Annotated in this window: 17 protein-coding genes; 10 read left to right on the forward strand and 7 right to left on the reverse strand. The window is 36.3% G+C overall.

Annotated elements, in window-relative coordinates; translation table 11 throughout:
• Positions 1 to 15: 15 nt before the first annotated feature.
• The 4 genes from ACM6F9_RS06290 to mnmE form a co-directional block, all read right to left on the reverse strand.
• On the reverse strand, positions 16 to 297 hold the full coding sequence (locus ACM6F9_RS06290) for a helix-turn-helix transcriptional regulator (protein WP_414844897.1): 282 nt from the start codon (positions 295 to 297) through the stop codon (positions 16 to 18).
• Between the two features lie 99 nt (positions 298 to 396).
• Positions 397 to 1,128, reverse strand: a complete 732-nt coding sequence (locus ACM6F9_RS06295) for a hypothetical protein (protein WP_414844898.1) — start codon at positions 1,126 to 1,128, stop codon at positions 397 to 399.
• Between the two features lie 7 nt (positions 1,129 to 1,135).
• Positions 1,136 to 2,266 carry a tyrosine-type recombinase/integrase gene (locus ACM6F9_RS06300; RefSeq protein ID WP_414844899.1) on the reverse strand — a complete coding sequence of 377 codons (1,131 nt, stop codon included), beginning with the start codon at positions 2,264 to 2,266 and terminating at the stop codon, positions 1,136 to 1,138.
• Positions 2,267 to 2,427: 161 nt separating this feature from the next.
• Positions 2,428 to 3,813 (reverse strand): tRNA uridine-5-carboxymethylaminomethyl(34) synthesis GTPase MnmE, encoded by a 1,386-nt coding sequence (gene mnmE / locus ACM6F9_RS06305; RefSeq protein ID WP_414844900.1) that lies wholly within the window; start codon positions 3,811 to 3,813, stop codon positions 2,428 to 2,430.
• 480 nt (positions 3,814 to 4,293) lie between these two features.
• Here mnmE and ACM6F9_RS06310 point away from each other — a divergent pair, with 480 nt between their 5' ends.
• Together ACM6F9_RS06310 and ACM6F9_RS06315 are read left to right on the forward strand one after the other, a co-directional pair.
• Positions 4,294 to 5,310 carry a hypothetical protein gene (locus ACM6F9_RS06310; protein WP_414844901.1) on the forward strand — a complete coding sequence of 339 codons (1,017 nt, stop codon included), beginning with the start codon at positions 4,294 to 4,296 and terminating at the stop codon, positions 5,308 to 5,310.
• Positions 5,311 to 5,327: 17 nt separating this feature from the next.
• Positions 5,328 to 5,843 (forward strand): hypothetical protein, encoded by a 516-nt coding sequence (locus ACM6F9_RS06315; RefSeq protein ID WP_414844902.1) that lies wholly within the window; start codon positions 5,328 to 5,330, stop codon positions 5,841 to 5,843.
• A 79-nt stretch (positions 5,844 to 5,922) separates the two neighbouring features.
• On the opposite strand, the gene ACM6F9_RS06320 is transcribed toward ACM6F9_RS06315, so the two are convergent.
• The gene (locus tag ACM6F9_RS06320) at positions 5,923 to 6,393 is read right to left on the reverse strand and encodes an Lrp/AsnC family transcriptional regulator (RefSeq protein WP_034696927.1); all 471 of its coding nucleotides are present in this window, start codon (positions 6,391 to 6,393) and stop codon (positions 5,923 to 5,925) included.
• Positions 6,394 to 6,534: 141 nt separating this feature from the next.
• Here ACM6F9_RS06320 and ACM6F9_RS06325 point away from each other — a divergent pair, with 141 nt between their 5' ends.
• The 8 genes from ACM6F9_RS06325 (at position 6,535) to ACM6F9_RS06360 (ending at position 18,937) form a co-directional block, all read left to right on the forward strand.
• Positions 6,535 to 7,923, forward strand: a complete 1,389-nt coding sequence (locus tag ACM6F9_RS06325; protein WP_414844903.1) for an MFS transporter — start codon at positions 6,535 to 6,537, stop codon at positions 7,921 to 7,923.
• A 123-nt stretch (positions 7,924 to 8,046) separates the two neighbouring features.
• Positions 8,047 to 8,796 (forward strand): metallophosphoesterase, encoded by a 750-nt coding sequence (locus ACM6F9_RS06330; protein WP_414844904.1) that lies wholly within the window; start codon positions 8,047 to 8,049, stop codon positions 8,794 to 8,796.
• A gap of 81 nt (positions 8,797 to 8,877) precedes the next feature.
• On the forward strand, positions 8,878 to 9,804 hold the full coding sequence (locus tag ACM6F9_RS06335) for a helix-turn-helix domain-containing protein (protein WP_414844905.1): 927 nt from the start codon (positions 8,878 to 8,880) through the stop codon (positions 9,802 to 9,804).
• A gap of 218 nt (positions 9,805 to 10,022) precedes the next feature.
• Positions 10,023 to 11,168, forward strand: coding sequence for an efflux RND transporter periplasmic adaptor subunit (locus ACM6F9_RS06340; protein ID WP_414844906.1), 1,146 nt, complete (start codon positions 10,023 to 10,025; stop codon positions 11,166 to 11,168).
• 9 nt (positions 11,169 to 11,177) lie between these two features.
• Positions 11,178 to 14,318 (forward strand): efflux RND transporter permease subunit, encoded by a 3,141-nt coding sequence (locus tag ACM6F9_RS06345; RefSeq protein ID WP_414844907.1) that lies wholly within the window; start codon positions 11,178 to 11,180, stop codon positions 14,316 to 14,318.
• A gap of 17 nt (positions 14,319 to 14,335) precedes the next feature.
• Positions 14,336 to 15,748, forward strand: coding sequence for an efflux transporter outer membrane subunit (locus ACM6F9_RS06350; protein ID WP_414844908.1), 1,413 nt, complete (start codon positions 14,336 to 14,338; stop codon positions 15,746 to 15,748).
• A gap of 59 nt (positions 15,749 to 15,807) precedes the next feature.
• Entirely contained in the window at positions 15,808 to 16,359 is a 552-nt protein-coding gene (locus ACM6F9_RS06355) for a DUF2652 domain-containing protein (protein ID WP_414844909.1), read from the forward strand.
• A 391-nt stretch (positions 16,360 to 16,750) separates the two neighbouring features.
• Positions 16,751 to 18,937, forward strand: a complete 2,187-nt coding sequence (locus ACM6F9_RS06360) for an outer membrane beta-barrel protein (RefSeq protein WP_414844910.1) — start codon at positions 16,751 to 16,753, stop codon at positions 18,935 to 18,937.
• A 470-nt stretch (positions 18,938 to 19,407) separates the two neighbouring features.
• Here ACM6F9_RS06360 and ACM6F9_RS06365 read toward each other — a convergent pair whose 3' ends face one another.
• Both ACM6F9_RS06365 and metQ read right to left on the reverse strand, forming a co-directional pair.
• On the reverse strand, positions 19,408 to 21,618 hold the full coding sequence (locus tag ACM6F9_RS06365) for a glycoside hydrolase family 3 C-terminal domain-containing protein (RefSeq protein ID WP_414845107.1): 2,211 nt from the start codon (positions 21,616 to 21,618) through the stop codon (positions 19,408 to 19,410).
• Between the two features lie 277 nt (positions 21,619 to 21,895).
• On the reverse strand, positions 21,896 to 22,705 hold the full coding sequence (gene metQ, locus ACM6F9_RS06370) for a methionine ABC transporter substrate-binding lipoprotein MetQ (protein WP_414844911.1): 810 nt from the start codon (positions 22,703 to 22,705) through the stop codon (positions 21,896 to 21,898).
• Positions 22,706 to 22,726: the final 21 nt, after the last annotated feature.

Genomic DNA, 22,726 nt, shown 5'->3' on the forward strand with positions numbered 1-22,726 from the left:
AGTAACTTTGTTTGGTTACTTTTTTAGGGTTTGATTGGTTGTAACTTCATTTTGTATTTCCTCATTCGTTTTAGAACGATTACGAAGTAACCACGTATCAATCTCAACTTTATTGAAATAGAGTTGCTTTCCGTTCGGTCTGTAAAAAGGAATATCGCCTTTGCTGGTAAGTTTATAAAGATAACTTTGAGAAAGTCCAGTATATCCTACTAGCTCTTCAAAGTTTAAAACTGTTTTTTGTGAAATGAGTAGTTTCTCAATTCTTTCTAATTTCTGTTCTATTGTATTTGCCTCCATAATCTGCAACTATTAAGTTTATAAGTGCAAAAATGGTAAGGAAAGGCAAAGGAAAAAATAACTTATATCGTACTATATCTTACTTATTGAGTATATAAGTTATAAAATAGAATTGATTATTTTCTCTAAATCCATTCTAAACTCGGAGGTTTTACCAGTTGAGGTAAAATTAGAATTGGTGAAAATCATTTCCCCATCCTTTGAGCAAAATAAGGTATTTAATATTTTTAACTCATCTACTTTTTTTAAATTTGCATCCTTTATAATGATATTTTTTGACAAAAGAATATCTATTAAATCTGTTATTGATTTTTTATTGGGGAATCTATTTTTAGAATATTTAACCCACTGTATTTTTTCTCTTACTTCTTGCAAAGGTCTGCCAGAGAAAGCAAATGTAAAACTATCTAATGTAGTGTTTACACTAATAAAATCACCTCGTAATTTATCAAAAAGAAAACTTAATTTATCTTCTTCAATTTCCCACTTATAGGTAGAAATATCAGAATTATTAAGCAAATTCAAAAAGGATTCTTTTTCCTCATTTGTATTTGCTTTCAACCAGTTGTATAAAGTTTCAATTTCTTTATAGTCATTCATTAAAACTTCACCATAAGTTTGCCTCTGTTTTACAGCTTCATCTATCTTGTCAGATTTCAATTTTTCTGCTAAATCTGAAATAAATAGAACCTTATCTAATTTATTTGAAAGTAACTTTTGATTATTTAAAATTAGTCTTTTGATGCTTTCTAAATCTGTATTTAGAAAGTGTAAATTTTCAATAAAAATCTTACTGTATGCATGTTGTACAAGTCTATCTACTTTTTCCATTTCTCAACTATTTAAAAACTTCATCAAATACGTTTACTGCATCTCTTTTTTTCTGGTCAATTACTTTAGTGTAAATTTGAGTTGTTTTAAGCTCTCTATGACCTAACATTTTTGAAACTGTGTAAATATCAACTCCTTTAGTTAAAAGAAAAGTTGCGTAGGTATGTCTCGCACAATGAAAAGTAATTGGCTTTGTAATTCCTGCTCTCAGCATCCATTGAGTTAAAGCGGTATTCATATAAGCACTATATTTTAGCCCTATAAAAACCCTGTCCTCTGGATTACCTCTTTTTCCAATATATAGTAAAGCATTTTTGGGAATATCCAAATATTCTACACCTTTGGTCTTCTGTTGTTTAAACTGAACTCTATAACCACCTTCAAAATCCTGTATTTTACTCCAAGTGAGTAGATTTATATCCGACCAACGTAAACCTGTAAAACAACTAAATAAAAATGCATTTTTCAAAACATCATATCTACATTCTGCCTCCATGATAGCTTGCAACTCTTCTTGTGTAAGATATTCTCTTTCTGTTTCTTCTGCTTTAATGCCTTTAATCTTTTTACAAGGATTATCGTTTATAATCCCATCATCTACTGCCTGATTTAAAGAGGCTCTGAATTTATTGAAATAAGAAGAACAAGAATTTTGAGATAAAGCATTACCTGTTTTGGTCTTTACCCTATTCAAAAGATAATCTTTAAACCCCTCACAAAACTCTGGAGTTATATCTTTAAAGGTAGTAGTCGTATTCGAGTAGCCGAGTAAATGCTTTAAAGTGCTGTCCCAATTTCCATAATTGCCTAAACTTTGAAAGCGTTCCTCCGTAAGTTTCTTAAAATACTCTATAAAGTTTGTATTTAATTTATGAGTATTAGCAAATCCATACGTTCCATTCTGAATTTCTAAAACCTTTTGAGCCTTTACCGCTTCTGCTGATTTTAGATTTTCCTTATTATGTTGCTTTTCTGCTGGATTCTTTGGTTTATCATATAGAAAATAGTCAAGGTATTCATATTCTCTATTATGTTTAATCTTTCCGTTTTCGTCTTTTGAATAACCTTTGTAGATTTCCAAATAAAGAGTAATCTTACCTGTTTTCTTAGACAATCTTTGACGTAATGAAATTTCCATTTTATTTACATTATTTACACAAATTTAAAAATAAAATGTAAATTAACAGTAAAAATGTAAATAAAAAGGGAAATTAAAAGAAATGAAAAATTTTAAAAACCTCAACAAATCCTTTATTTATATGCTTTTATTAAGTTTTTATTTTCCTTTGTTTTCATACTTTACTTTCCGATACAAAACTTAGAGAAAATATTCCCCAGCACTTCATCATTAGTAACCTCTCCGGAAATTTCTCCAAGATGTTCCAGCGCATTTCTCAGTTCATAAGCCAGTAATTCCGTAGAGATCTGGAAAGAAATAGCTTCTTTCACTTTGTCAACAGCATCCAAAGACTTTCTTAAGGCTTCAAAGTGACGTTGATTGGTGATCACAACATTATTTTCCTCAGTTTTTAATTGCTCTACATACGATGAAAGCTCATTTTTCAGATCCTGTATATTTTGATTTTCAACTGCAGAAATTTTAATAAAGTCAAAATCATGAGAAATCGCATTTCTGAAGATATCTTCTACCGCTTCATATTTTGTTGGAATAACTTCATCAATTTTTGTCGCACAGATAATCAGCTTCAGATCTTCTCTCAATAAAGACTGAATCATTTCAATATCCTCAGAAAAATCCTCAGTAGCAGCATCCGCCAGATAAACCAAAATATTAGCGTTTTCTACTTTTTCTTTAGCTTTTTTTACCCCAATTGCTTCAATTTCATCCACCGTTTCACGAAGTCCTGCAGTGTCAATCAATCGGAAAGCATGACCTTTAATATGAAGAACTTCCTCAATCGTATCTCTGGTTGTTCCTGCAATATTACTTACAATTGCCCTTTCCTCTTTCAGAAGAGAATTCAGTAGTGTAGATTTTCCTGCATTCGGTTTTCCGATGATAGCAACAGCAGTTCCGTTTTTAATTGCATTTCCGTATTGGAAACTCTCAATCAGGGAATTTAATTTGACTTCAATTTTATCTAATAATCCGCTTAACGCACTTCTGTCTGCAAACTCTACATCTTCTTCAGCAAAATCCAGTTCCAGCTCGATCAGAGAGACAAAATTCAGAAGATCAGTTCTTAATACAGATATTTCATTCGTAATTCCTCCCTTCAGTTGATTGATCGCTACTTTTCTGGAAGCTTCGTTTTCAGATGCAATCACATCAGCAATAGCTTCCGCCTGGGAAAGGTCAATTCTGCCGTTGATGAAAGCACGGAGTGTAAATTCTCCTGCTTTGGCCATTCTCGCCCCGTTTTTGATCAAAGTTTCAAGAATACGTTTTCCGATATGCGGAGAGCCGTGAAAAGCAATCTCCACAGAATTTTCAGTGGTGAAACTTTTCGGAGCAAGGAAGATAGAAAGCATTACTTCATCAATAGCTTCCTCCTCATCCATAAAATAACCGTAATGAATGGTGTGGGATTTTTGTTTTTCCAGATTTTTGGCCGGAAAACTTTTCTGAACTACAGATAAAGCCTCATTTCCTGAAACTCGGATGATGCCTAAAGCACCTATTCCATTGGCAGTAGCCAGTGCACATATCGTATCGTTATTCATGCTGCAAATTTACGGTTTTTAATGTGAATTTGCATGGAGGTCCGTCATTCAGATTATCTATTGTCTTATTTAGTTTAAAATACGGATGATTTGAAATTTGTAATGTTTTGAATGTGGTTTGCATCATAAATGGACTGTTGTATTAAAAATAAAGAATTCTTCTTGTTAAACATCCCCGGAAAACATCATTTTAAATTGAAAATAGATGAAATAATTCTGTTGAATTTGAACGGCATTTAAAGAGTGTAATTTGTTGTGGTGTACCATTTATAGAAGTTTTTTAACAGTGTTGAAGATGATGCGTTCGGGTTAAATATCATATAAATATTAAAAAATTAAACAAGCGTTTGGTATATTAATTGTTGTTAGTGGGGACGATGATGTTGAAAATTTAAATATTTTTTATTTAAATAGTAATAATTTGTTAAAGTATTATAAATGTATATGAATAACCTATTTTTTTTAAAGATTAATAAAAAATTGTCTTTTTTATTAATGCTTTTCTTCAGTGCAATGACTTATGCTCAGTGTATTCCTTATACCGGACAGACGATCACAAGTGGAAATACATATTGTCTCAGCGGAAATCTTAGTGTAAGTACAAACATCAGCATTCCAAACGGAGCAACACTGATCATTCAATCCGGACAATTGCAGTCTAACAGTATTCAGGTTGATGGAGTGCTGGAAATTAGTGATGGAGCAAGTGTTAAGTCAACAGGAACAGTGAAAGTAGGGACTTTCGGATCTCAGAAAAATTCAAAAATTAAATTAGGAAGTAAATCTTTCTTATCTCTTGTAGGATCAGTTATTCAGGAAGATCCAACCTTTGGAGGTTTTTATCCGGGAACCACTTCAGTGATAGAACTCGGGACGAATAGTGTTGTAGAAATATGTGGAACATTTACCCAGCAGTCTACAACATATCCTTCTGTTGAATACGTAGGTATTTCTACTGGAAGAGCTTATTGTATTGCAAAAGCAGATGTAAGCGGAGGTGGAGGAGCTTCCATCATCAGTGATGATAACCAGATAGTAGCTATTGTTATGGGATCCGTAACAGGATTAGGAATGGGAAGTTCCAGTTTTTGTGGACCGAATGCAACGAAAGCAATGTGTCCTTCTCTTTGGCCTGAAGGATTATCAGAAGATAAAACAATTTGCGGAAATGCTCCTCTTATTATTGATGAGATTGATGGATTGTGTACAAAACCCGGAATTTCAGGTACACCTGACACATATACAAAATTTGGGATTACCGTACAGCAGAAAAGCAATTCTTGGCCGGAAAGTATTCCTAATGGATTCATAACGCTGGAATCAAAAAATAAAGGCTTTGTCATTACCAGAGTTCAGCATGTAAGCCAGACTCCACAACCTGGAGATGCCATTGCAGAGCCCAAAGAAGGAATGCTTCTATACGATATTCAGGATAAATGTGTAAAGCTTTATAATGGTACTGAATGGAAATGTGTACAAAGAAGTTGTAATGATTAATCTAACCGACAGATAATATGAAAAATATAAGAAATATAAGTATAGCAGTTGCCTTAATGGTTTTTAATACATTTTTTGCTCAGGTTGCGATTGGTAAACAGTCGATAGACGGAAATAGTACCGTATTGGATTTTGATAATGTATCAGGAAATACAAAAGGTTTGATTCTTCCCGCTACATCCGGATTTCCTACAGGATCTTTAGTGAACGGAACATTCATTTTTGATGTGACAGATAGCAAAGTAAAAATGTATGAAAATGATGCCTGGAAATCCTTATCAGATGCCGGAAACTCAAGTGCGATTCTAGTCAACAATTCTGCAGAAACAGGCAAAGGAGTTATAATGGGGGAAGCAGCCAGTGCAGCCGATGGTGTATTAGTTCTGGAATCCCCGAATAAAGCAATGATACTTCCCAAAGTGGCAACACCGCATCTTAACGTAAAAAATCCTTATCCCGGTATGATCTGCTATGATACAACCAGCAAAACACTGGCAATATTTGATGGCTCAGTCTGGAATTACTGGAAATAAATAACAACAGAATAATTTAGAAAATTCTGGTTTAAAATGAAAAAGCGGCTGTATGTTTTATATAGCTGCTTTTTTTAGCTTAAACAATCTGAGCGCTTTCCTTGATACTATTCATCACAAAAATACTCTTGGTTTGTCCAATTCCCTCGATTTCTGATAATTTATTGACAAAAAATTCGTGAAATTCGTCCATATTGGGAGCAAGGATCTTCAGCATAAAGTCAAAATCCCCACTGATATTATAAAATTCTACAACTTCTTTCAGCTTTCCGACTTCCTCAATGAATTTTCCAGCTGTTTTCTTATTGTGAACATTTAAAGCAATCATACAGATCACCATCATTCCTTTATTAACCTTTTTACGGTCTACCACAGCCGTATACTCTTTAATGATTCCCTGTTTTTCCATACGTTTGATACGTTCGTGAGTAGGAGTGGGACTCAGGTTGATTCTTGCCGAAATATCACGGACACTCATCTTTGCATCTTTCTGAAGAAGGCGGAGGATAGACAAGTCTTTTTCATCAGGAATATAATTTTCAGTTGCCATTTTGTTCTGTTTTTATAGTTTTTTTTAATGTATCAGGTGTTTTGTTCTTTTAAATGTTTGTTATTTTTAATATCGTTCCAAATTTAAGGTTAAATTTTCAAATACGTTCTGTTAATTTTAATTTTGCAGGAAATTTGAAACATGGATACAAGGAAGAATTTAATATTAATATTAGCATCGGTAGGAACATTTGTAGAGGCGTTGGATATTGCCATTATTAATTTAACAATTCCTTCTATTCAGCAGCAGTTTCAAATCGGAGCAGAAACTGTTCAGTGGTTACAGACCCTTTATGTACTGTTTTTTGGAGGATTTTTGATCATTGGAGGAAAACTTTCAGACCAGATCGGGAGAAAGAAAATGTTTTTATGGGGAGCGCTGATTTTTATGCTGACTTCATTAGGAGCAGGACTATCCCAAAACTTTGAAGTATTGGCAATATTCCGTGCTTTGCAGGGATTGGGAGCTGCGCTGGTGATGCCTTCAGCATTATCCATTGTAACCAATACCTTCAGAGGAGAGCAGGAGAGGAACCGAGCCATCGGAATTTTCAGCTCATTTGCTGCCATTGGTTCGGGAAGTGGTCTTTCCGTAGGAGGAATTATCAGTACTTACCTTAGCTGGCATTGGGTTTTCCTGATCAATGTTCCTATTCTTTTAATAACACTTGTACTGTCTTATTATTATCTGCCCACAGATGAAAAAAATGAAACCACTCAGAAAACAGATATGGTTTCAGGAATATTGATGGTACTTGGATTGTTAAGCCTGACTTACGGAACCCACGAATTAGTCCATATTAAAGAACAGTCTTTCCTGGTGATAGGCTCTCTGGTATTGGCTTTAGTACTGCTTGTTATGGTATATTATCGCTTGAAATCAGTTGCTGAGCCTTTGGTAGATTTAAAATTGTTTAAGCATAGGTCTTTAGTAGTTTCCAATGCAGTATTCTTTACTTTAGGAGCATTTTTTATCGGGTTTTTATTCCTGATTTCATTGATGCTTCAGAAAGATATGGATTACAGCGCTGCGTCTGCAGGGTTAATGCTTGTTCCTTTCAGTATCATATCAGCTTTAACGGCTAAATTTATTCTGCCACAAGTATCAAAACGTTTGAGTTCTTCTCAAATGGGCGTTTTAGGATGGTTGTTCATGTTGGTTGGAGGATTGTTGCTCTTGGTTTCAGTTTATGCCGGACATCCGCTGACAATGGTTTTACTGGGGGCTGCATGTATCTCTGGCGTAGGAATGACATTTTGCTTTACCGCACTTTCAGTGATGGGAATTCAGGATGTTGAACCTTCAAATTACGGATTGGCCTCAAGTTTGAGCTCTACAAGTTACTTTTTGGGAGCTGGGATTGGACTGTCGTTCATGACGTTGATGAGCCAAATCTTTCCTTCAGAATTATCAGTAGGAAGTCTGAATCTGGTTATTTTGATTAGCTACGCCCTGCTAGCGCTCGGAATGTTATTCTATTTTATATTGAAAAGCTTAAAAATGAAACGCACAGAAGTAGCCGTTTCATAATAAGCAGCCTTAAAAATATACAAACTATATGATGAAAGAATCGGTACTTAGGTGTCGGTTCTTTTTTTTGTCTTCTTGCCATTCTATTTTCCCTTTATTACCTTTGTCTTTTTACTATACATCATGAAAATACAGGTCATCAGCGATCTTCATCGGGAATTTGGAAGTACGGAATTATGTTTTGATGATTCAGATATTGTCGTGCTGGCAGGTGATGTTAATCTTGGAACCAAGGGTCTTGAATGGATTAAAGAAGCAATACCCAATAAACCTGTAATCTATGTGTTGGGAAATCATGAATACTATAAAGGCTCGTACCCTAAAACACACAATAAAATCAAAGAGGCAGCGTTGGATTCCAATGTTCACGTGCTGGAAAATTTATTTGTAGATATTGATGGAGTTCGTTTTCACGGGGCAACCTTATGGACGGATTTTTCAATCTTTGGGAACCCTGTTCAGTACGGAATGCTTTGTCAGCCCAAAATGAATGACTATAAAATGATCAGGAGAGATCCTTCCTATTCAAAAATGAGAACAATGGATACCTTTAAAATCCATCAGTTTTCAAAACAATGGTTAAAAGAAAGTCTTGAAGATTCAAAAGGGCTTAAAAATATAGTCGTTACCCATCATGCGCCTAGCATACAATCTGTTCCTGATCATTATAAAGAAGATCCTTTAACAGCCGCTTATGCTTCTGATCTGGAAGATATAATCAAAGAATATCAGCCATTGTACTGGATTCACGGGCATATCCATAGTCCGTGCAGGTATAAGATTGAAAAAACAGAAGTCATCTGTAATCCTCATGGGTATATCGATGAAAAATATAACGGATATGATAAAAAACTGATGTTTGTTGTTGAGTAAAAAAGCAAAACTGTTTATTTATTACTGGTATAATTTGCCTTTTCTTTCTTTTTATTAACTTCGTATTTACAACCTATTCTCATGGCCAAAAAATCCAGGAAAAAAAACCTTCAAGACCTTGAATTTGTTTCTCAGTTAGCATTTGATGAAGTATTGCAGCAGGTAGAATTTGATCTTAGAATCAAGGAATTTGTGGTGATGGAAATTGATAAGGCAAACTACATTATACAACCTAATATGCCTTATCGTTCCGATTATTTCTGCATTTTTATGGTGCAGAAAGGAAGTGTAACATTCAGGTTGGATGATAAAAGTTATAGCGTGACCAAAGGCGATATTATTTTTTGTCCCATGCTGGAAACGTTTTGGTTGGATGAAATTACAGAAGATTACAATGCTAAATATATTTTCTTTTCATTGAACTTTATATCTGATGCAGGCTTTAATTATAAATCAAATAATGTTCTTAAGAGTTTATCTTCTGATCCTGCCAATATCATCAGGAATGAACCGGATGTGTACAGGAAACTGAATTTTCATCTTGATGAACTTAAAGTTTTGAATGATAAGGAAAAAGATAATTATTATTTCAATGAAATGATCTGGCATCACTTTTCACTGGTGATTTACGAAATTGACAATTATTTCAAGAAAACGGAAAGACCTCATCCGGTTACCCATAGAGAAGATGAGCTGACGACCAGTTTCTTTAAGCTCGTTCAGCATCATTTTAAAGAAGAACACAATGTTCAGTTCTATGCCGATAAACTTTTTATCAGCCGTAAATACCTCACGAAAGTAATCAATAAAACGGTATTTAAATCTCCCAGAGATATTATTCATCAGGTGCTAGCGGTAGAAGCCAGGCTGCTATTGAAAAATCCCAACTTGAATATCAGTGAGGTAGCATCAAAGCTGAGTTTTTCAGATCAGGCATCCTTCAGTAAATTTTTCAAAAAACACGCAGGAAGATCTCCTTTGGAATACAAAAAAGATGATTTGTATTGATAATCAATAGCTTGTATTTTTAAGACGTCTTTTTACCAAATTTCAACTATTATTTTGATTTAAAATAGTAAATAGTATCATTTATATTCTCTATGAATGATATTTCTCATGTTTTTTTGAATCAGGAGTCTTTTTGACAAAACAAGGAGTTTTTTGAATAATCCTATTGAATTTTTTTCGTTCGAATTTTGTCCGGAAAATTTAAAAGGACTATTGTTATGCAAAGATTTTTTATTCAAAAATCGACTCTACTTTTCCTCTCACTGATCATATTGGCAGGGTGTAGGAAAAATAATCAAAACCAGGGCTATCAGCAGCAGGCACCAGAATTACCTGTGGCAAAAGTAACCCAGGGAGACGCTTCTGTCTCCAGAGAATATGCAGCATCTATCGAGGGAGTTTCCAATGTAGAAATTAGACCTCAGGTAACAGGATATTTAAGCAAAATGTTTGTGGATGAAGGTGATTTTGTGAGAGCAGGTCAGCCTTTATTTAAAATTGAAGATCAGGTCTTCCGTGAACAGCTGAAAAGTGCTCAGGCATCTTTGATTACAGCTCAGGCGAATCTTTCAACCTCTAAAATTGATCTGGACAGAAAAAAAGAACTGTTCAGAAACAAAATGGTTTCTGAAATTCAGGTAAAAGAAGCAGAAGCTGCTTATAATGCAGCACGTGGAGCAGTAAGCCAGTCTTCTTCAACCATTGAATCTGCAAAAATTAATTTAAACTTCTCTACTATTAAAGCTCCGGTGAGTGGATTTATTGGGAGATTCAATTATCGTCTGGGAAGTTTAATGACGCCGGGAAATCAGGATCCTATTACTCTGTTATCAGACATTCATCAGGTGTATACCTACTTCAGTTTGAGCGAAAATGATTTTAATAACTTCCAGAAACAATATACCGGAAGCAGTATTGATGAGGTGATCAAAAATACACCAGCAGTATCATTATTGCTTTCAGGAGGTGAAAAGTTTGCGGAAACAGGAAAGATTGATGCTGTAGAAGGTCAGTTTAATAAAACGACCGGATCTATTACGTTAAGAGCCAAATTCAACAATCCCAGCAACCTTTTGAGAAGTGGAAACACCGGAAAGATTGTATTGGATCAGTTCTACAGCAATGTTGTTTTACTTCCGATTGCTTCTACCAGAACCATTCAGGATAAAGTTTTTGTGTTTGCTATTCAAGGCGGGAAAGCTGCAATGCTTCCGATTGAAGTGAATGGAAAAGCCGGAGACAATTTCATTGTAGCCAAAGGACTGAAGGCAGGAGATGAGTATATCACCAGTGGTTTTGACCGTCTGCAGCCGGGAACTCCTGTCGTGGCACAAAAGAAAAATGCTCAACAGAAAAAATCCTAAGAAGAAATCATGTTAAAGAAAATTATAAAAAGACCCGTACTGGCAACGGTTATCTCCGTATTGCTTGTTATTCTCGGGATTGTTGGGATGGTAAGCCTTCCGATTACCAAATTTCCGGACATTGCACCTCCTACCGTCATGGTAACAGCTGCTTATCCGGGAGCCAATGCTGAGACCATTGCAAGGTCTGTAGCACCGCCATTGGAAAATGCCATTAATGGAGTGGAAAATATGGACTATATTACTTCTACAGCCAGTAATGACGGTACATTGAGTATTACTGTTATTTTCAAATTGGGAACAGATCCCGATCAGGCGGCCATTAACGTTCAGAACAGGGTGGCGCAGGTGACCAACCAACTTCCTGCAGAGGTAATTCAGGCAGGAATTACGACTGTGAAAAGACAGAACAGTATGATCGCGATGGTCTCTCTGACCAGTAAAGACGGTACTATGAGTGATCTTTTCCTTGAAAACTATGCGAAAATAAATATCGTTCCCGAACTGAAAAGAGTAAAAGGAGTAGGAGATGCCATGGTATACGGAAATAAAGATTATTCCATGCGTATCTGGCTGGATCCGAATAAACTGACTTCTTACAACCTTACCCCTTCCGATGTTTCCCGTGCTATTCAGACCCAAAACCTTGAAGCAGCACCCGGAAGATTAGGAGAAAGAAGTAAAGAGGTCATGGAATATGTGCTTCGCTACAAAGGAAAATTTACAGAACCTGAACAATATGAAAATATCACCATCAAAGCGTTGAATGACGGTTCTGTTTTAAAATTAAAAGACATTGCCAAAGTAGAATTCGGAGCGTACAGTTATACGGTTTCTTCCAATTATAATAAAAAAGCATCTGTAACGATGGCGATCTTCCAGATGGCAGGATCCAATGCCAATGAAGTACAGATCGCTCTTCAGGAAAGAATGAAAGAACTGGAAAAATCCTTCCCGGCAGGAATGGATTATGAAATTCCTTACGCTACAAAAGATGCGTTGGATCAATCGATAGAGCAGGTTATTCATACCCTTATAGAAGCCTTTATTCTGGTGTTTATTGTGGTGTATATCTTCCTTCAGGATTTCCGTTCAACATTGATTCCGGCCATTGCAGTTCCGGTATCGATTGTAGGAACGTTCTTCTTTATGAAAGTCTTCGGGTTCTCTATTAATATTTTGACCCTGTTTGCATTGGTTTTGGCGATTGGTATTGTGGTGGATGATGCCATCGTAGTTGTAGAGGCTGTTCATGCTAAAATGGAACATAAAAAATTGAATCCTAGAGCAGCAACCATGTCGGCAATGAGTGAGATTACAGGAGCTATTGTTTCCATTACATTGATTATGTCTGCAGTATTCGTTCCGGTGGCTTTTATGAGTGGTTCCACAGGATTGTTCTACCAGCAGTTTGCATTGACATTGGCGATTGCCATTGTGATTTCAGCGATCAATGCATTGACACTGAGTCCGGCTTTATGTGCTTTATTCTTAAAACAACATCATCCGGAAACCCATGAAAAAATGAATTTCAAAGACCGTTTCTTTGCAGGGTTCAATGCAAGCTTCAATAAACTGACTTTCCGTTATGGAAAAGCTGTGTTATTCCTTTTAAAAAGAAAATGGGTAGCATTGATCATTATTGTAGCCTTCGGAGGTTTGTTTGCATGGATGTCTATGACAACGCCTAAAGGATTTATTCCGGATGAAGACCAGAGTTTCATTATTGTAACGGCTAACCTTGCTCCCGGAGCTTCAAAAGACAGAACATCAAAAGTGGTTTCCGATACGGAAGATCTATTAATGAAAAATCCGGCAGTGGACAAAGTAATTTCAGTAGACGGATTGAACTTATTCAGTGGTTCCATGTCATCTTCGGCAGCATCTATTTTTGTTAAATTAAAAAAAGGAGGTGAGAGAGGACCCGTCAATAATATCAATGATATCATCGGACAAACACAGGGTATGCTTTCTCAGGATAAAAGAGCCAATTTCCTTGTGATCAATACGCCAACGGTAGATGGTTTCGGAAATACCAGTGGGATGGAGCTTGTGCTTCAGGACCGTACCAACGGAGAACTTCAGAATCTGGGAAATATTTCCTACGGAATGATGGGCGCTTTGATGCAGAGACCTGAGGTAGCAGTGGCATTTACTACGTTTGACGTTACTTATCCGCAATTTGAAGTCCTTGTAGACGAAGTGAAATCTGCCCAGCTTGGAGTAAATGTTTCTGATGTGTTGGGAGTAATGCAGGGATATTATGGAAGTATTCAGGCTTCTGATTTTAACCGATTCGGGAAATATTACAGAGTACTGGTGCAATCTACGCCGGAAACAAGACAGGATAAAGAATCTCTGAACGGAATTTTCGTTAAAAACAATCTGGGGCAGATGGTTCCTGTTAATACATTGGTAAGCCTGAAACAGGTGACAGGAGCAGAAGTAGTAGATCGTTTCAACTTATTTAATTCTTCCAATTTAACGGTAATGGCGGCTCCGGGATACAGCACAGGACAGGCTATGGCAGCCATTGACGAGGTAAGCAAGCAGGTGCTTCCTCCGGGATATACTTACGATTATAAAGGAATGAGCCGTGAAGAAGCAGGTTCGAGCTCGCAATCTGTGATGATTTTCGGATTATGTATCGTGTTTGTATTCTTCCTTTTATCAGCTCAGTATGAAAGTTATATCCTTCCATTAGCGGTATTGATTGCTATTCCGGTAGGGCTTTCAGGAGTATTCGTAGGAATAACATTTGCGGAACTTTCCAACAATATTTATGTGCAAATTGCATTGGTGATGCTGATCGGATTGTTAGCGAAGAATGGTATCCTGATTGTAGAATTTGCGATTCAGAGACGAAGAGCAGGAAAAAGTCTTATCGCATCTGCTGTGGAAGGGGCAAAAGCCCGTCTGCGTCCTATTCTAATGACTTCCCTTGCATTTATAACAGGATTACTTCCGTTGTTATTTGTGGTGGGTCCATCAGCGATGGGGAATCATTCTATCGGATATGCAGCTATTTCAGGGATGCTTTTCGGAACCATCTTAGGAATTTTTGTAGTTCCGGTTCTTTTTGTGGTATTCCAGGCATTGCATGAAAGAATCAATGGCAGGGTAGCAACCGATGCGGATTGGGAATATTAATTCAAATGATTTTAAAAATGAAAATTAAAAATATAGCATATATCGCATTCATTTCGGGAACGGCAATATCCTGTAAAGTTCAGAAATATGAACAGCCAGAAGTAAAAATGCCAGAAGCTTTCAGAAGTGACAGTATTGTTACAGATTCTCATGAGAATATTGCTAAAATCAGCTATAAAAACTTCTTTAAAGATCCCGTTCTGGTAGGATTGATTGATAAAGCGATGGTACAAAATAATGATCTTCAGGTGGCTTTGAAGCAGATAGAGTTTGCCTCATTGGCTTATAATCAGAGCAAATGGGCCAATATCCCGACTGTAAGTGCTTCTGCCAATGCCAATATCAACCGTCCTTCAGACAACAGCATGAATGGAATGATGGCAGGGCAGTTTATGGGAAAAAGGTATATGGAAGATTATACAACCTCATTGAGCTTTTCATGGGAAGCAGACATTTGGGGGAAGATCAAAGGAAGAAAAGAACAGGCTTTAGCAGAATATCTTAAAACACAGGAAGCTGCAAAAGCGGTAAAAACACAAGTTGTATCTGCGGTTGTACAAGGATATTATAACTTATTAATGCTGGATACTCAGCTTGAAATTACAAAATCCAATCTGGCGTATGCGGATAATACCCTGAAGTTTCTGACCAAACAGCAGGAACTTGGATTAACAACAGCTTTGGCAGTACAACAGCAGGAAATTGTAAAAGATCAGATTCTGAAATCAATTCCTGCTATTGAAAGCTCTGTGACCACTCAGGAAAATGCTTTGAGTTTGTTGACAGGTTCTATGCCAGGGAAAATTGAAAGAAGTGCCAGTCTGAACAATGTGCAGTCTCCGGATCATCTTGCAGCAGGGGTTCCTTCAGAATTATTAAGCTATAGACCTGATATTAAAACAGCAGAACTTGAAGTCAGAAAAAGTGCTGCTGCGATCCATGTTGCAAAAATGAGCATGTATCCTTCTTTGAATATTACGGCGCAGGGAGGAGTGAATGCCTTTCAGATCAGTAAATGGTTCAGCGTTCCGGGATCACTTTTCGGAATGGTGGCAGGAGCTGTAGCACAGCCTATTCTGAATGGAAAACAGCTGAAAACACAGTATGAGCAGTCTAAAGTATTGGCTGATCAGGCAGAAATCAACTTTAAGCAGTCTGTTTTAAAAGCAGTAGGTGAAGTTTCTGATGCTTTGGTACAGATCCAAAAGTTGGAAGAACAGCAGAAGATTGCGGAAGGACTGGCTGTGAAATCCGGTGAAGCAGTGAAGAAAGCTGATTTATTATTTAAATATAATTCAGCAACGTATGTAGAAGTGATTATCGCCCAAACGAATAAACTTCAGGTAGAATTAGACCTTGCCTCTCTGAAAACTCAGAGGTTGAATGCCATTACAGCGCTTTACCGTTCTGTAGGAGGCGGATGGCAATAAAGTAAAATTGAATCTGCTTCGTCTCTAATGATGAAGCAGGTTTTTAATCCATAATCATTATGAAGACAAATATACAAGAGGGGATCATTCTTATTCCGGATTTCAGCGGATTTACCGAATTTGTGTTCAATACAAAATTGTATACAGGCGAGTATATTGTGCGACAATTATTGTCTACACTCATTGATGTGAACGATCAGTATTTTGAAATTTCCGAGATTGAGGGAGATGCCATTTTATTTTACCGTTATGATGAAAATCCGTCTTACCAGAGTATTTCAACAATGCTGTGGAAGATGAGAAGCGCCTTCAACAGGAAGATAGAAGAGCTGAGTAAGAATTTAAGTACCCAAATTGATCTGGCTCTTAAATTTATTGTTCATTATGGATCTTTTTCACAATATAATATTGGAAGCTTCAGAAAACTCTATGGAAAAACCATTGTGGAAGCCCATCAGCTTTTGAAAAACGGATTGGCAGAACAGCCTTCTTATGCACTTTTCAGTAATTCTTTTCTGGAAAGCAGTAACAATAGGGAGTCTGATTTTAATAAAGATCCGCTTCGCTTGCCTGAAGTAGGTGTTATCCACTATTTTGAAAATTTAAACTAGCATATATTTTTTAATATTATTCCTTGTAAATTTGCTATTGCTAGCGGCCCGGGTGAGATCCGGGCTTTTTTATGGCTATACTTTTTGAAAATCTGATGATGATCGATTTGTTTTCATAAGTTGTTCTCAAAAAAATCATAGGTTTAGGATAAGTTTTAAAACTTTTTTTCAGTAAAATTTAAATTACAGATAAAAACTCTTTTTAAGAATAATTATTATGGAAGTGATTTATATTGAACTTTTTTTTTGAAAAGTTTATATTGTTTTTTAATTTATGTTTAAAAGTATTTCTGATATCTTGCTGGAAATTAGATATTTATTTTATTTTTTTTACTATTTGATGTAACAAAGTTGTGAAGATAATGGTCTTATAGATAAACTATAATTTCACATGAAAGTAATTATATTTCCAATCGCGATATTAGCAGGTTCATTAGCAATGGCTCAGCAAGCTCCGGCTCCGGCTGCAAAGGATACTGTAAAAGGAAATGCAAAAGAAATAGAAGCTGTTACACTGGTAGCCAGAAAACCGACAGTAGAATCGAAAATAGACAGAACTGTATTCAATGTAGCGAACAGTGCAATTCTGGCAGGAAATACAACATGGGATGTTCTGAGAATGACTCCTTTGGTAAGTATTGACAACAATGACGATGTAAAAGCCGAAGGGCAAATGGTAACGGTATACATCAACGACAGAAAATCTGTTTTTACAGGGAAAGAATTAAAGGAATATCTTAAAACAATTCCGGCTGACAACCTGATGAAAATTGAAGTGATTACCAGCCCTTCCTCCCGTTATGAAACTTCAGGATCTGTAATCAATATTGTTCTGAAAAAAAGAGATGACGAAGGAATAAAAGGAAGTATCTCCCTCAACAACAGACAAAGCACAAAGAACTCCCAATACACGAATTTCAACCTGAATTACCATAAGAAAAAGTTTACCCAAACTTTTATAGGAGGTTACAATAGTGGAAATTATGTACAGAAGACTCAAACATGGGACAATCGGTATGCTACTAATAAACTGACTCAGTTTAATTTGGAGAACGTGATGAGAAACGAGAGTCCTTCTCTTTCTTCCACTTCAGAATTTGAACTGAATGATAAAAATAATATTGGATTTGTAGCAGAGTACTCACAGAGCAGAAATCTGTCTCTGGCAGAATCTAATGGAATGATCTTCAATAATGGAGAACCTGGTGACTCTTTTCTTCAGACACAGAATACCTGGGGATTCAACCGTAATCTGGGAACTAATGCTTTCTACAAATATTATGATAAAGAAAAGAACAGAATTTTAGATATTAATTTAGGGACCAATTACTCCAGCAATGACAATGATAATTTAATTGATAAGCAGATTAATAATCAGACGGGCAGCTCAGCACAACAGCTGGGAGTTATCAGTTCAAATCAGATGCGCAATTATTATCTGAAAGTAGATTATACACAACCTTTAGGGAAATCCGGCGGTACGATGGAAGTAGGAGGAAAAACGGAAATTAACAATCATATTATTCCAAACAGCCTGTATGGATTCAGTATGACTGATGTGAACTCAGAATATTATAATCTTGCGAGAAATGATACCTTCCATTATGAGGATAATCTAAGCTCTTTATATGCCAACTATAGTAAAACATTCTTCAAAAAATTAGAAACAAGAATTGGAGTGCGTTATGAATATATTGATTATAAAGTAAGACAGGATGTTGCAGGTACAGAAAGAAGAGATTCATACGGAACTTTTCTTCCCAATCTATTGCTGAAGTATAGTTTTTCAGAGAAATTTGACTTGAGTCTTACCTATAACCGAACTATCTGGAGACCTTGGTATTCGGAATTTAATCCTTTCCTCGTTCCTGAAATTAACGGAACTTATTCAAGAGGGAATCTTTATCTGAATCCCAATCCGAATGACCGATTGTATATGAAATTAGGAATTCTGAAAAAGTACTTTATCTCTGCAAGATATATGCACACCAATCAGGATTACTGGACAACTTATGTGACGGAAAACGGAAGAACGGTTTCATTGCCAGGGAACTTCGATGGAAAAGTTGAGAAATATTATCTTTTTGCCAATACGAATCAGAACTTCCTGAAAAATAAACTGAATGTAAATGCCGGATTCGGATGGTATTATATTAATAATAAAGACTTTAATGAGAAAAATAAGTTAGGAGGTAAAGATTATATCAGTTATTGGGGAGCTTCTGCGAATGTATCTTACACGAATCTTTTCAATAAAAATATTAACCTAAGTGCGTGGGTAGAGCTTGCAAACCAGAATAACGGAAATTCTTATGCGAATAATACCAACGTATTCCACAATATTTCAGTCACCAAAATATTCCCGAAAACCCAAATGGAGCTGAGCATGCAGCTGATGAATATTTTTAAAAGACCTTATGGTGATAACACGACTTACAGTCCAGATGGAACGTTCAGAGAATATTCAAAATGGGACTGGTACGGTGTTTCTCTTACTTTTGTAAAACGTTTCGGAAATCAGAAGGTAAAAGAAAACACAAAAACCGACGTAGAGAAAAACAGCGGCGGCGGAAAATAACTCAAGATTTGTTAGATAAAAAGAAAGCAGGTTTCAAATTGAAATCTGCTTTTTATTTTGGGATGGAAGCTGGAATTGAAAAGATCCATTTTTAATCTTTGTCTTAAAAAAACCTGTGAAATCATTTTAATCTGTAGGAGAGAAATAATTAGATTTTAACGCAAAGTTTTTATCTGAATTTCTTATTATTTTAAGACAGCAAAGACTTGAATCAATTACCTTGATTCTTTCTAAGCGGATGTACAATCAGAATCCTTCTTAAACAACAAAGTTGCTTTCTTAGCTTCCTTAAAAATGTTACTTTTTTATTTAAACTTTGCGTTAGAGAAACTCTGATAAGTTTAGCACGCATAAAAAGAGAGGAATAAAAAAACAGACCCCAGTTCGGGATCTGTTTAATTCAACCAAATAAAATATAAAAAGATGAGATATTCTTTTTTGAGTAGTTATTCTCAAATTGAATTTCCCATTTATTTAAGGGTAAACTTCACTTTAGTTTTAATAGCATCGGAAGAATTTCCAATCAATGCTTCAAAATCTCCCGGTTCAGCTACCCAATCGTGTTTTTGAGCATCAAAATAACTTAGAGCTGTTTTATCAATGGTGAAAGTAACTTCTTTTTGCTCTCCCGGATTCAGATATACTTTTTCAAAACCTTTCAATTCTTTTGTAGGACGCGGAACGGATGATTTTAAATCACTGATGTAAAGCTGAGCCACTTCAGCACCTGCTTTTTTACCTGTATTTTTAACCGTTACTGTCAATGTAATTTTGCCATCCTGTGAAATCGTGGTCTGGTCTGCTTTTGCCTTTCCGAATTCAAAAGTGGTATAGCTCAATCCATGTCCGAAACTGAACAATGGCTTTATATTTTTAGTATCATACCAACGGTAACCTACAAAAATGCCTTCATTGTAAGTAATATTGATAGGGTTTTTCTGATCTTTACCTTTTCCTGCTGCCAGTTCATCTTTCTGCCCTGGATATTCTCCAAGTTGATGTGCTGAGTTATCGTCAAGTTTTACTGGGAATGTAAACGGAAGTTTTCCTGAAGGATTGGCGTCTCCAGCTAAAACTGCAGCAATAGAATTTCCGGCTTCAGAACCCAGATACCAAGCCTGTACAACTGTTGGAACTTCTTTGATCCATGGCATTGCTACAGCATTTCCGGAAACTAAAACCACAGCAAGATTTTTATTGGCTTTTGCAAGTGCAGAGATCACCTGATCCTGACTGTATGGAAGCCCATAGCTTTTTCTGTCGTTTCCTTCACTGTCCTGGAAGTCTGCTTTATTCAATCCGCCTACAAAAATTACGTAGTCTGATTTCTTAGCCAATTCTACAGCTTCATTCAGTAATTCAGCTTCAGAGCGGGTATCTTTTAAATCCTGTCCGGATTTTACGCCGTTGTATTCACCTCCGATATCACCTACATAACCTCTCGCGTACTGTACATCTGCCTGTTTTCCAAATCTGGTTTTGATCCCGTCTAAAGGAAGTGTTTCATATTTTACTTTTAAAGATGAAGAACCTCCGCCAACTGTCATTATTTTAATGGCATTCTCTCCGATAACGGCTATTTTTTTAGCCTTATTAATATCAATCGGAAGAACATTTCCCTGATTTTTCAATAAAACAATTCCTTCTTCTCCAATTTCTTTAGCTACTGCTTTATGCTCCTCAGATGCTATATTTCCGAAAGGCTTGTTACGGTTCATTGTAGTTTTATAAGCAAGACGAAGTAATCTTGTTACCTTGTCATCAAGTTCTTTAGTACCTACTTTTCCTGCTTTAATCAAATCAAGATAAGGTTTTGCCAGATAATAATTGTCGTAGGCATTTTTTGTTCCTGCAGAAAGTCCGTTAGTCCACGATCCGAATTCAAGGTCAAGACCATTGTGGATGGCTTGTTCTGTATTGTTTACAGCACCCCAGTCAGATACTACAACGCCTTTATAATTCCATTCTTTTTTTAAAATATCATTTAAAAGATACTGATTCTGGCTGGCATACTGACCTTTATACATATCATAAGCACCCATGATCGTCCATGAATCTCCCTCTGTTACAGCTGCTTTGAAAGGAGGCAGGTAAATTTCATAAAGAGCCCTGTCATCTACATTTACATTACTGGTATGGCGGAACATTTCCTGATTGTTCAGAGCATAATGTTTCACAGAAGTTGCCACACCGTTAGACTGCACTCCTTTAATATAAGGAACCACTATTTTTGAAGTCAGATAAGGATCTTCACCCATGTACTCAAAGTTTCTTCCGTTCAGTGGAGTTCTGTAAATATTCACTCCGGGTCCTAGAAGAATGTCTTTTTTTCTGTAGCGGGCTTCTTCCCCCAACGCTTTACCATAGTTCCATGACATTTTTTTGTTCCATGTTGCGGATAAAGCAGTCAGGGCAGGGTAGGCGATGATAGAGTCGTTGGTCCATCCGGCCTGATCCCATTCGTCCCACATTACTTCAGGGCGAACCCCGTGAGGACCATCTGTTGTCCAGAATTCAGGAATTCCCAATCTTGGAACACCGGGCGAACTGAATTTCGACTGTGCATGAAGCATTGCTACTTTTTCTTCCAATGTCATTCTTGATAATGCATCCTGAATACGCTGTTCTACAGGTTTGGATTCATCTAAATAAACGGGTATGGTAGTATTGGTCTGAGCCATATAAGAAGCAGAAATAAAGGTGAATAAACTGATAATGACGGTTTTCTTTAACATAATGCCTTTCATTTTGATTGAAAACAAAAATAAAGAAAATTTCTTTATTATCTCAAATTGAGAAAATAAAATTTTAACGAATAAAAAACTGCCTGCTTATTTGCAGACAGCTCATTATTAAATATTGTATTTGTAATGGCGAAAAAAGTAAAGGAGGCAACGAGTGAAAAGCAAAACTCTGAATCCACTCTCACAACTCTATACTCTCAAACCCTCAAACTCATCAATCCCATCCTTTCACAGCACCTCCTTTGAAGATTTCTTTGGCTTTCTTTTCCACTTCCGGAGACTCATATGCTTTTACAAAGTTTTTTACTTTCTGGCTGTTTTTATTATCCTGTCTGGCAACTACAACATTTACGTATGGTGAGTCTTTATCCTCAACAAGGATACCTTGTTTTTCCTGATCCAAACCTGCCTGAGCTGCAAAATTATTATTGATAACTCCTACAACAACATCTCTGTCATCCAAAACTCTTGGAATCTGTGCGCCTTCAATTTCCATGATTTTCAGCTGTTTCGGGTTCTCTGTAATATCAGTTACTTTAGGGAGAAGCCCGACACCGTCTTTCAATTTTAAAAGACCACTTTTCTGAAGAAGAAGTAAAGAGCGCCCTCCGTTGGTAGGGTCATTGGGAATAACAATCGTATTGCCTTCTTTTAATTCGCTGATATTTTTAATCTTTTTTGAATAGGCTACAATAGGGTAGACAAATGTATTTCCTACCGGTACAAGGTTGTAACCTCTCTGCTTTGACTGTTCCGTTAAATAAGGAATATGCTGAAAAGCATTGGCATCAATATCTCCGTTAGTCAATGCTTCATTGGGAACTACATAATCATTGAAAGGGATAAGTTCCACTTCCAGATTGTATTTTTCCTTTGCTACTTTTTTGGCTACCTCGGCAATTTCCTGTTCCGGACCATACGTAATTCCTACGCGGATAAAATTCGGATCATCTTTTCTTCCCGAACACGCACTGAACAATAATATTCCCGCAGCCAATAAACCAAAAATCTTTATTTTTTTCATTCTATTTTTTTATTTTAAATG

The organism is Chryseobacterium sp. IT-36CA2 (assembly GCF_949767875.1).
Lineage (GTDB): Bacteria > Bacteroidota > Bacteroidia > Flavobacteriales > Weeksellaceae > Chryseobacterium.

Coding starts and splice junctions, on each gene's coding strand:
- ACM6F9_RS06290 (WP_414844897.1), bottom strand. CDS start 297: ATGGAGGCAAATACAATAGAACAGAAATTAGAAAGAATTGAGAAACTA.
- ACM6F9_RS06295 (WP_414844898.1), bottom strand. CDS start 1,128: ATGGAAAAAGTAGATAGACTTGTACAACATGCATACAGTAAGATTTTT.
- ACM6F9_RS06300 (WP_414844899.1), bottom strand. CDS start 2,266: ATGGAAATTTCATTACGTCAAAGATTGTCTAAGAAAACAGGTAAGATT.
- mnmE (WP_414844900.1), bottom strand. CDS start 3,813: ATGAATAACGATACGATATGTGCACTGGCTACTGCCAATGGAATAGGT.
- ACM6F9_RS06315 (WP_414844902.1), top strand. CDS start 5,328: ATGAAAAATATAAGAAATATAAGTATAGCAGTTGCCTTAATGGTTTTT.
- ACM6F9_RS06320 (WP_034696927.1), bottom strand. CDS start 6,393: ATGGCAACTGAAAATTATATTCCTGATGAAAAAGACTTGTCTATCCTC.
- ACM6F9_RS06325 (WP_414844903.1), top strand. CDS start 6,535: ATGGATACAAGGAAGAATTTAATATTAATATTAGCATCGGTAGGAACA.
- ACM6F9_RS06330 (WP_414844904.1), top strand. CDS start 8,047: ATGAAAATACAGGTCATCAGCGATCTTCATCGGGAATTTGGAAGTACG.
- ACM6F9_RS06335 (WP_414844905.1), top strand. CDS start 8,878: ATGGCCAAAAAATCCAGGAAAAAAAACCTTCAAGACCTTGAATTTGTT.
- ACM6F9_RS06340 (WP_414844906.1), top strand. CDS start 10,023: ATGCAAAGATTTTTTATTCAAAAATCGACTCTACTTTTCCTCTCACTG.
- ACM6F9_RS06345 (WP_414844907.1), top strand. CDS start 11,178: ATGTTAAAGAAAATTATAAAAAGACCCGTACTGGCAACGGTTATCTCC.
- ACM6F9_RS06350 (WP_414844908.1), top strand. CDS start 14,336: ATGAAAATTAAAAATATAGCATATATCGCATTCATTTCGGGAACGGCA.
- ACM6F9_RS06355 (WP_414844909.1), top strand. CDS start 15,808: ATGAAGACAAATATACAAGAGGGGATCATTCTTATTCCGGATTTCAGC.
- ACM6F9_RS06360 (WP_414844910.1), top strand. CDS start 16,751: ATGAAAGTAATTATATTTCCAATCGCGATATTAGCAGGTTCATTAGCA.
- ACM6F9_RS06365 (WP_414845107.1), bottom strand. CDS start 21,618: ATGGCTCAGACCAATACTACCATACCCGTTTATTTAGATGAATCCAAA.
- metQ (WP_414844911.1), bottom strand. CDS start 22,705: ATGAAAAAAATAAAGATTTTTGGTTTATTGGCTGCGGGAATATTATTG.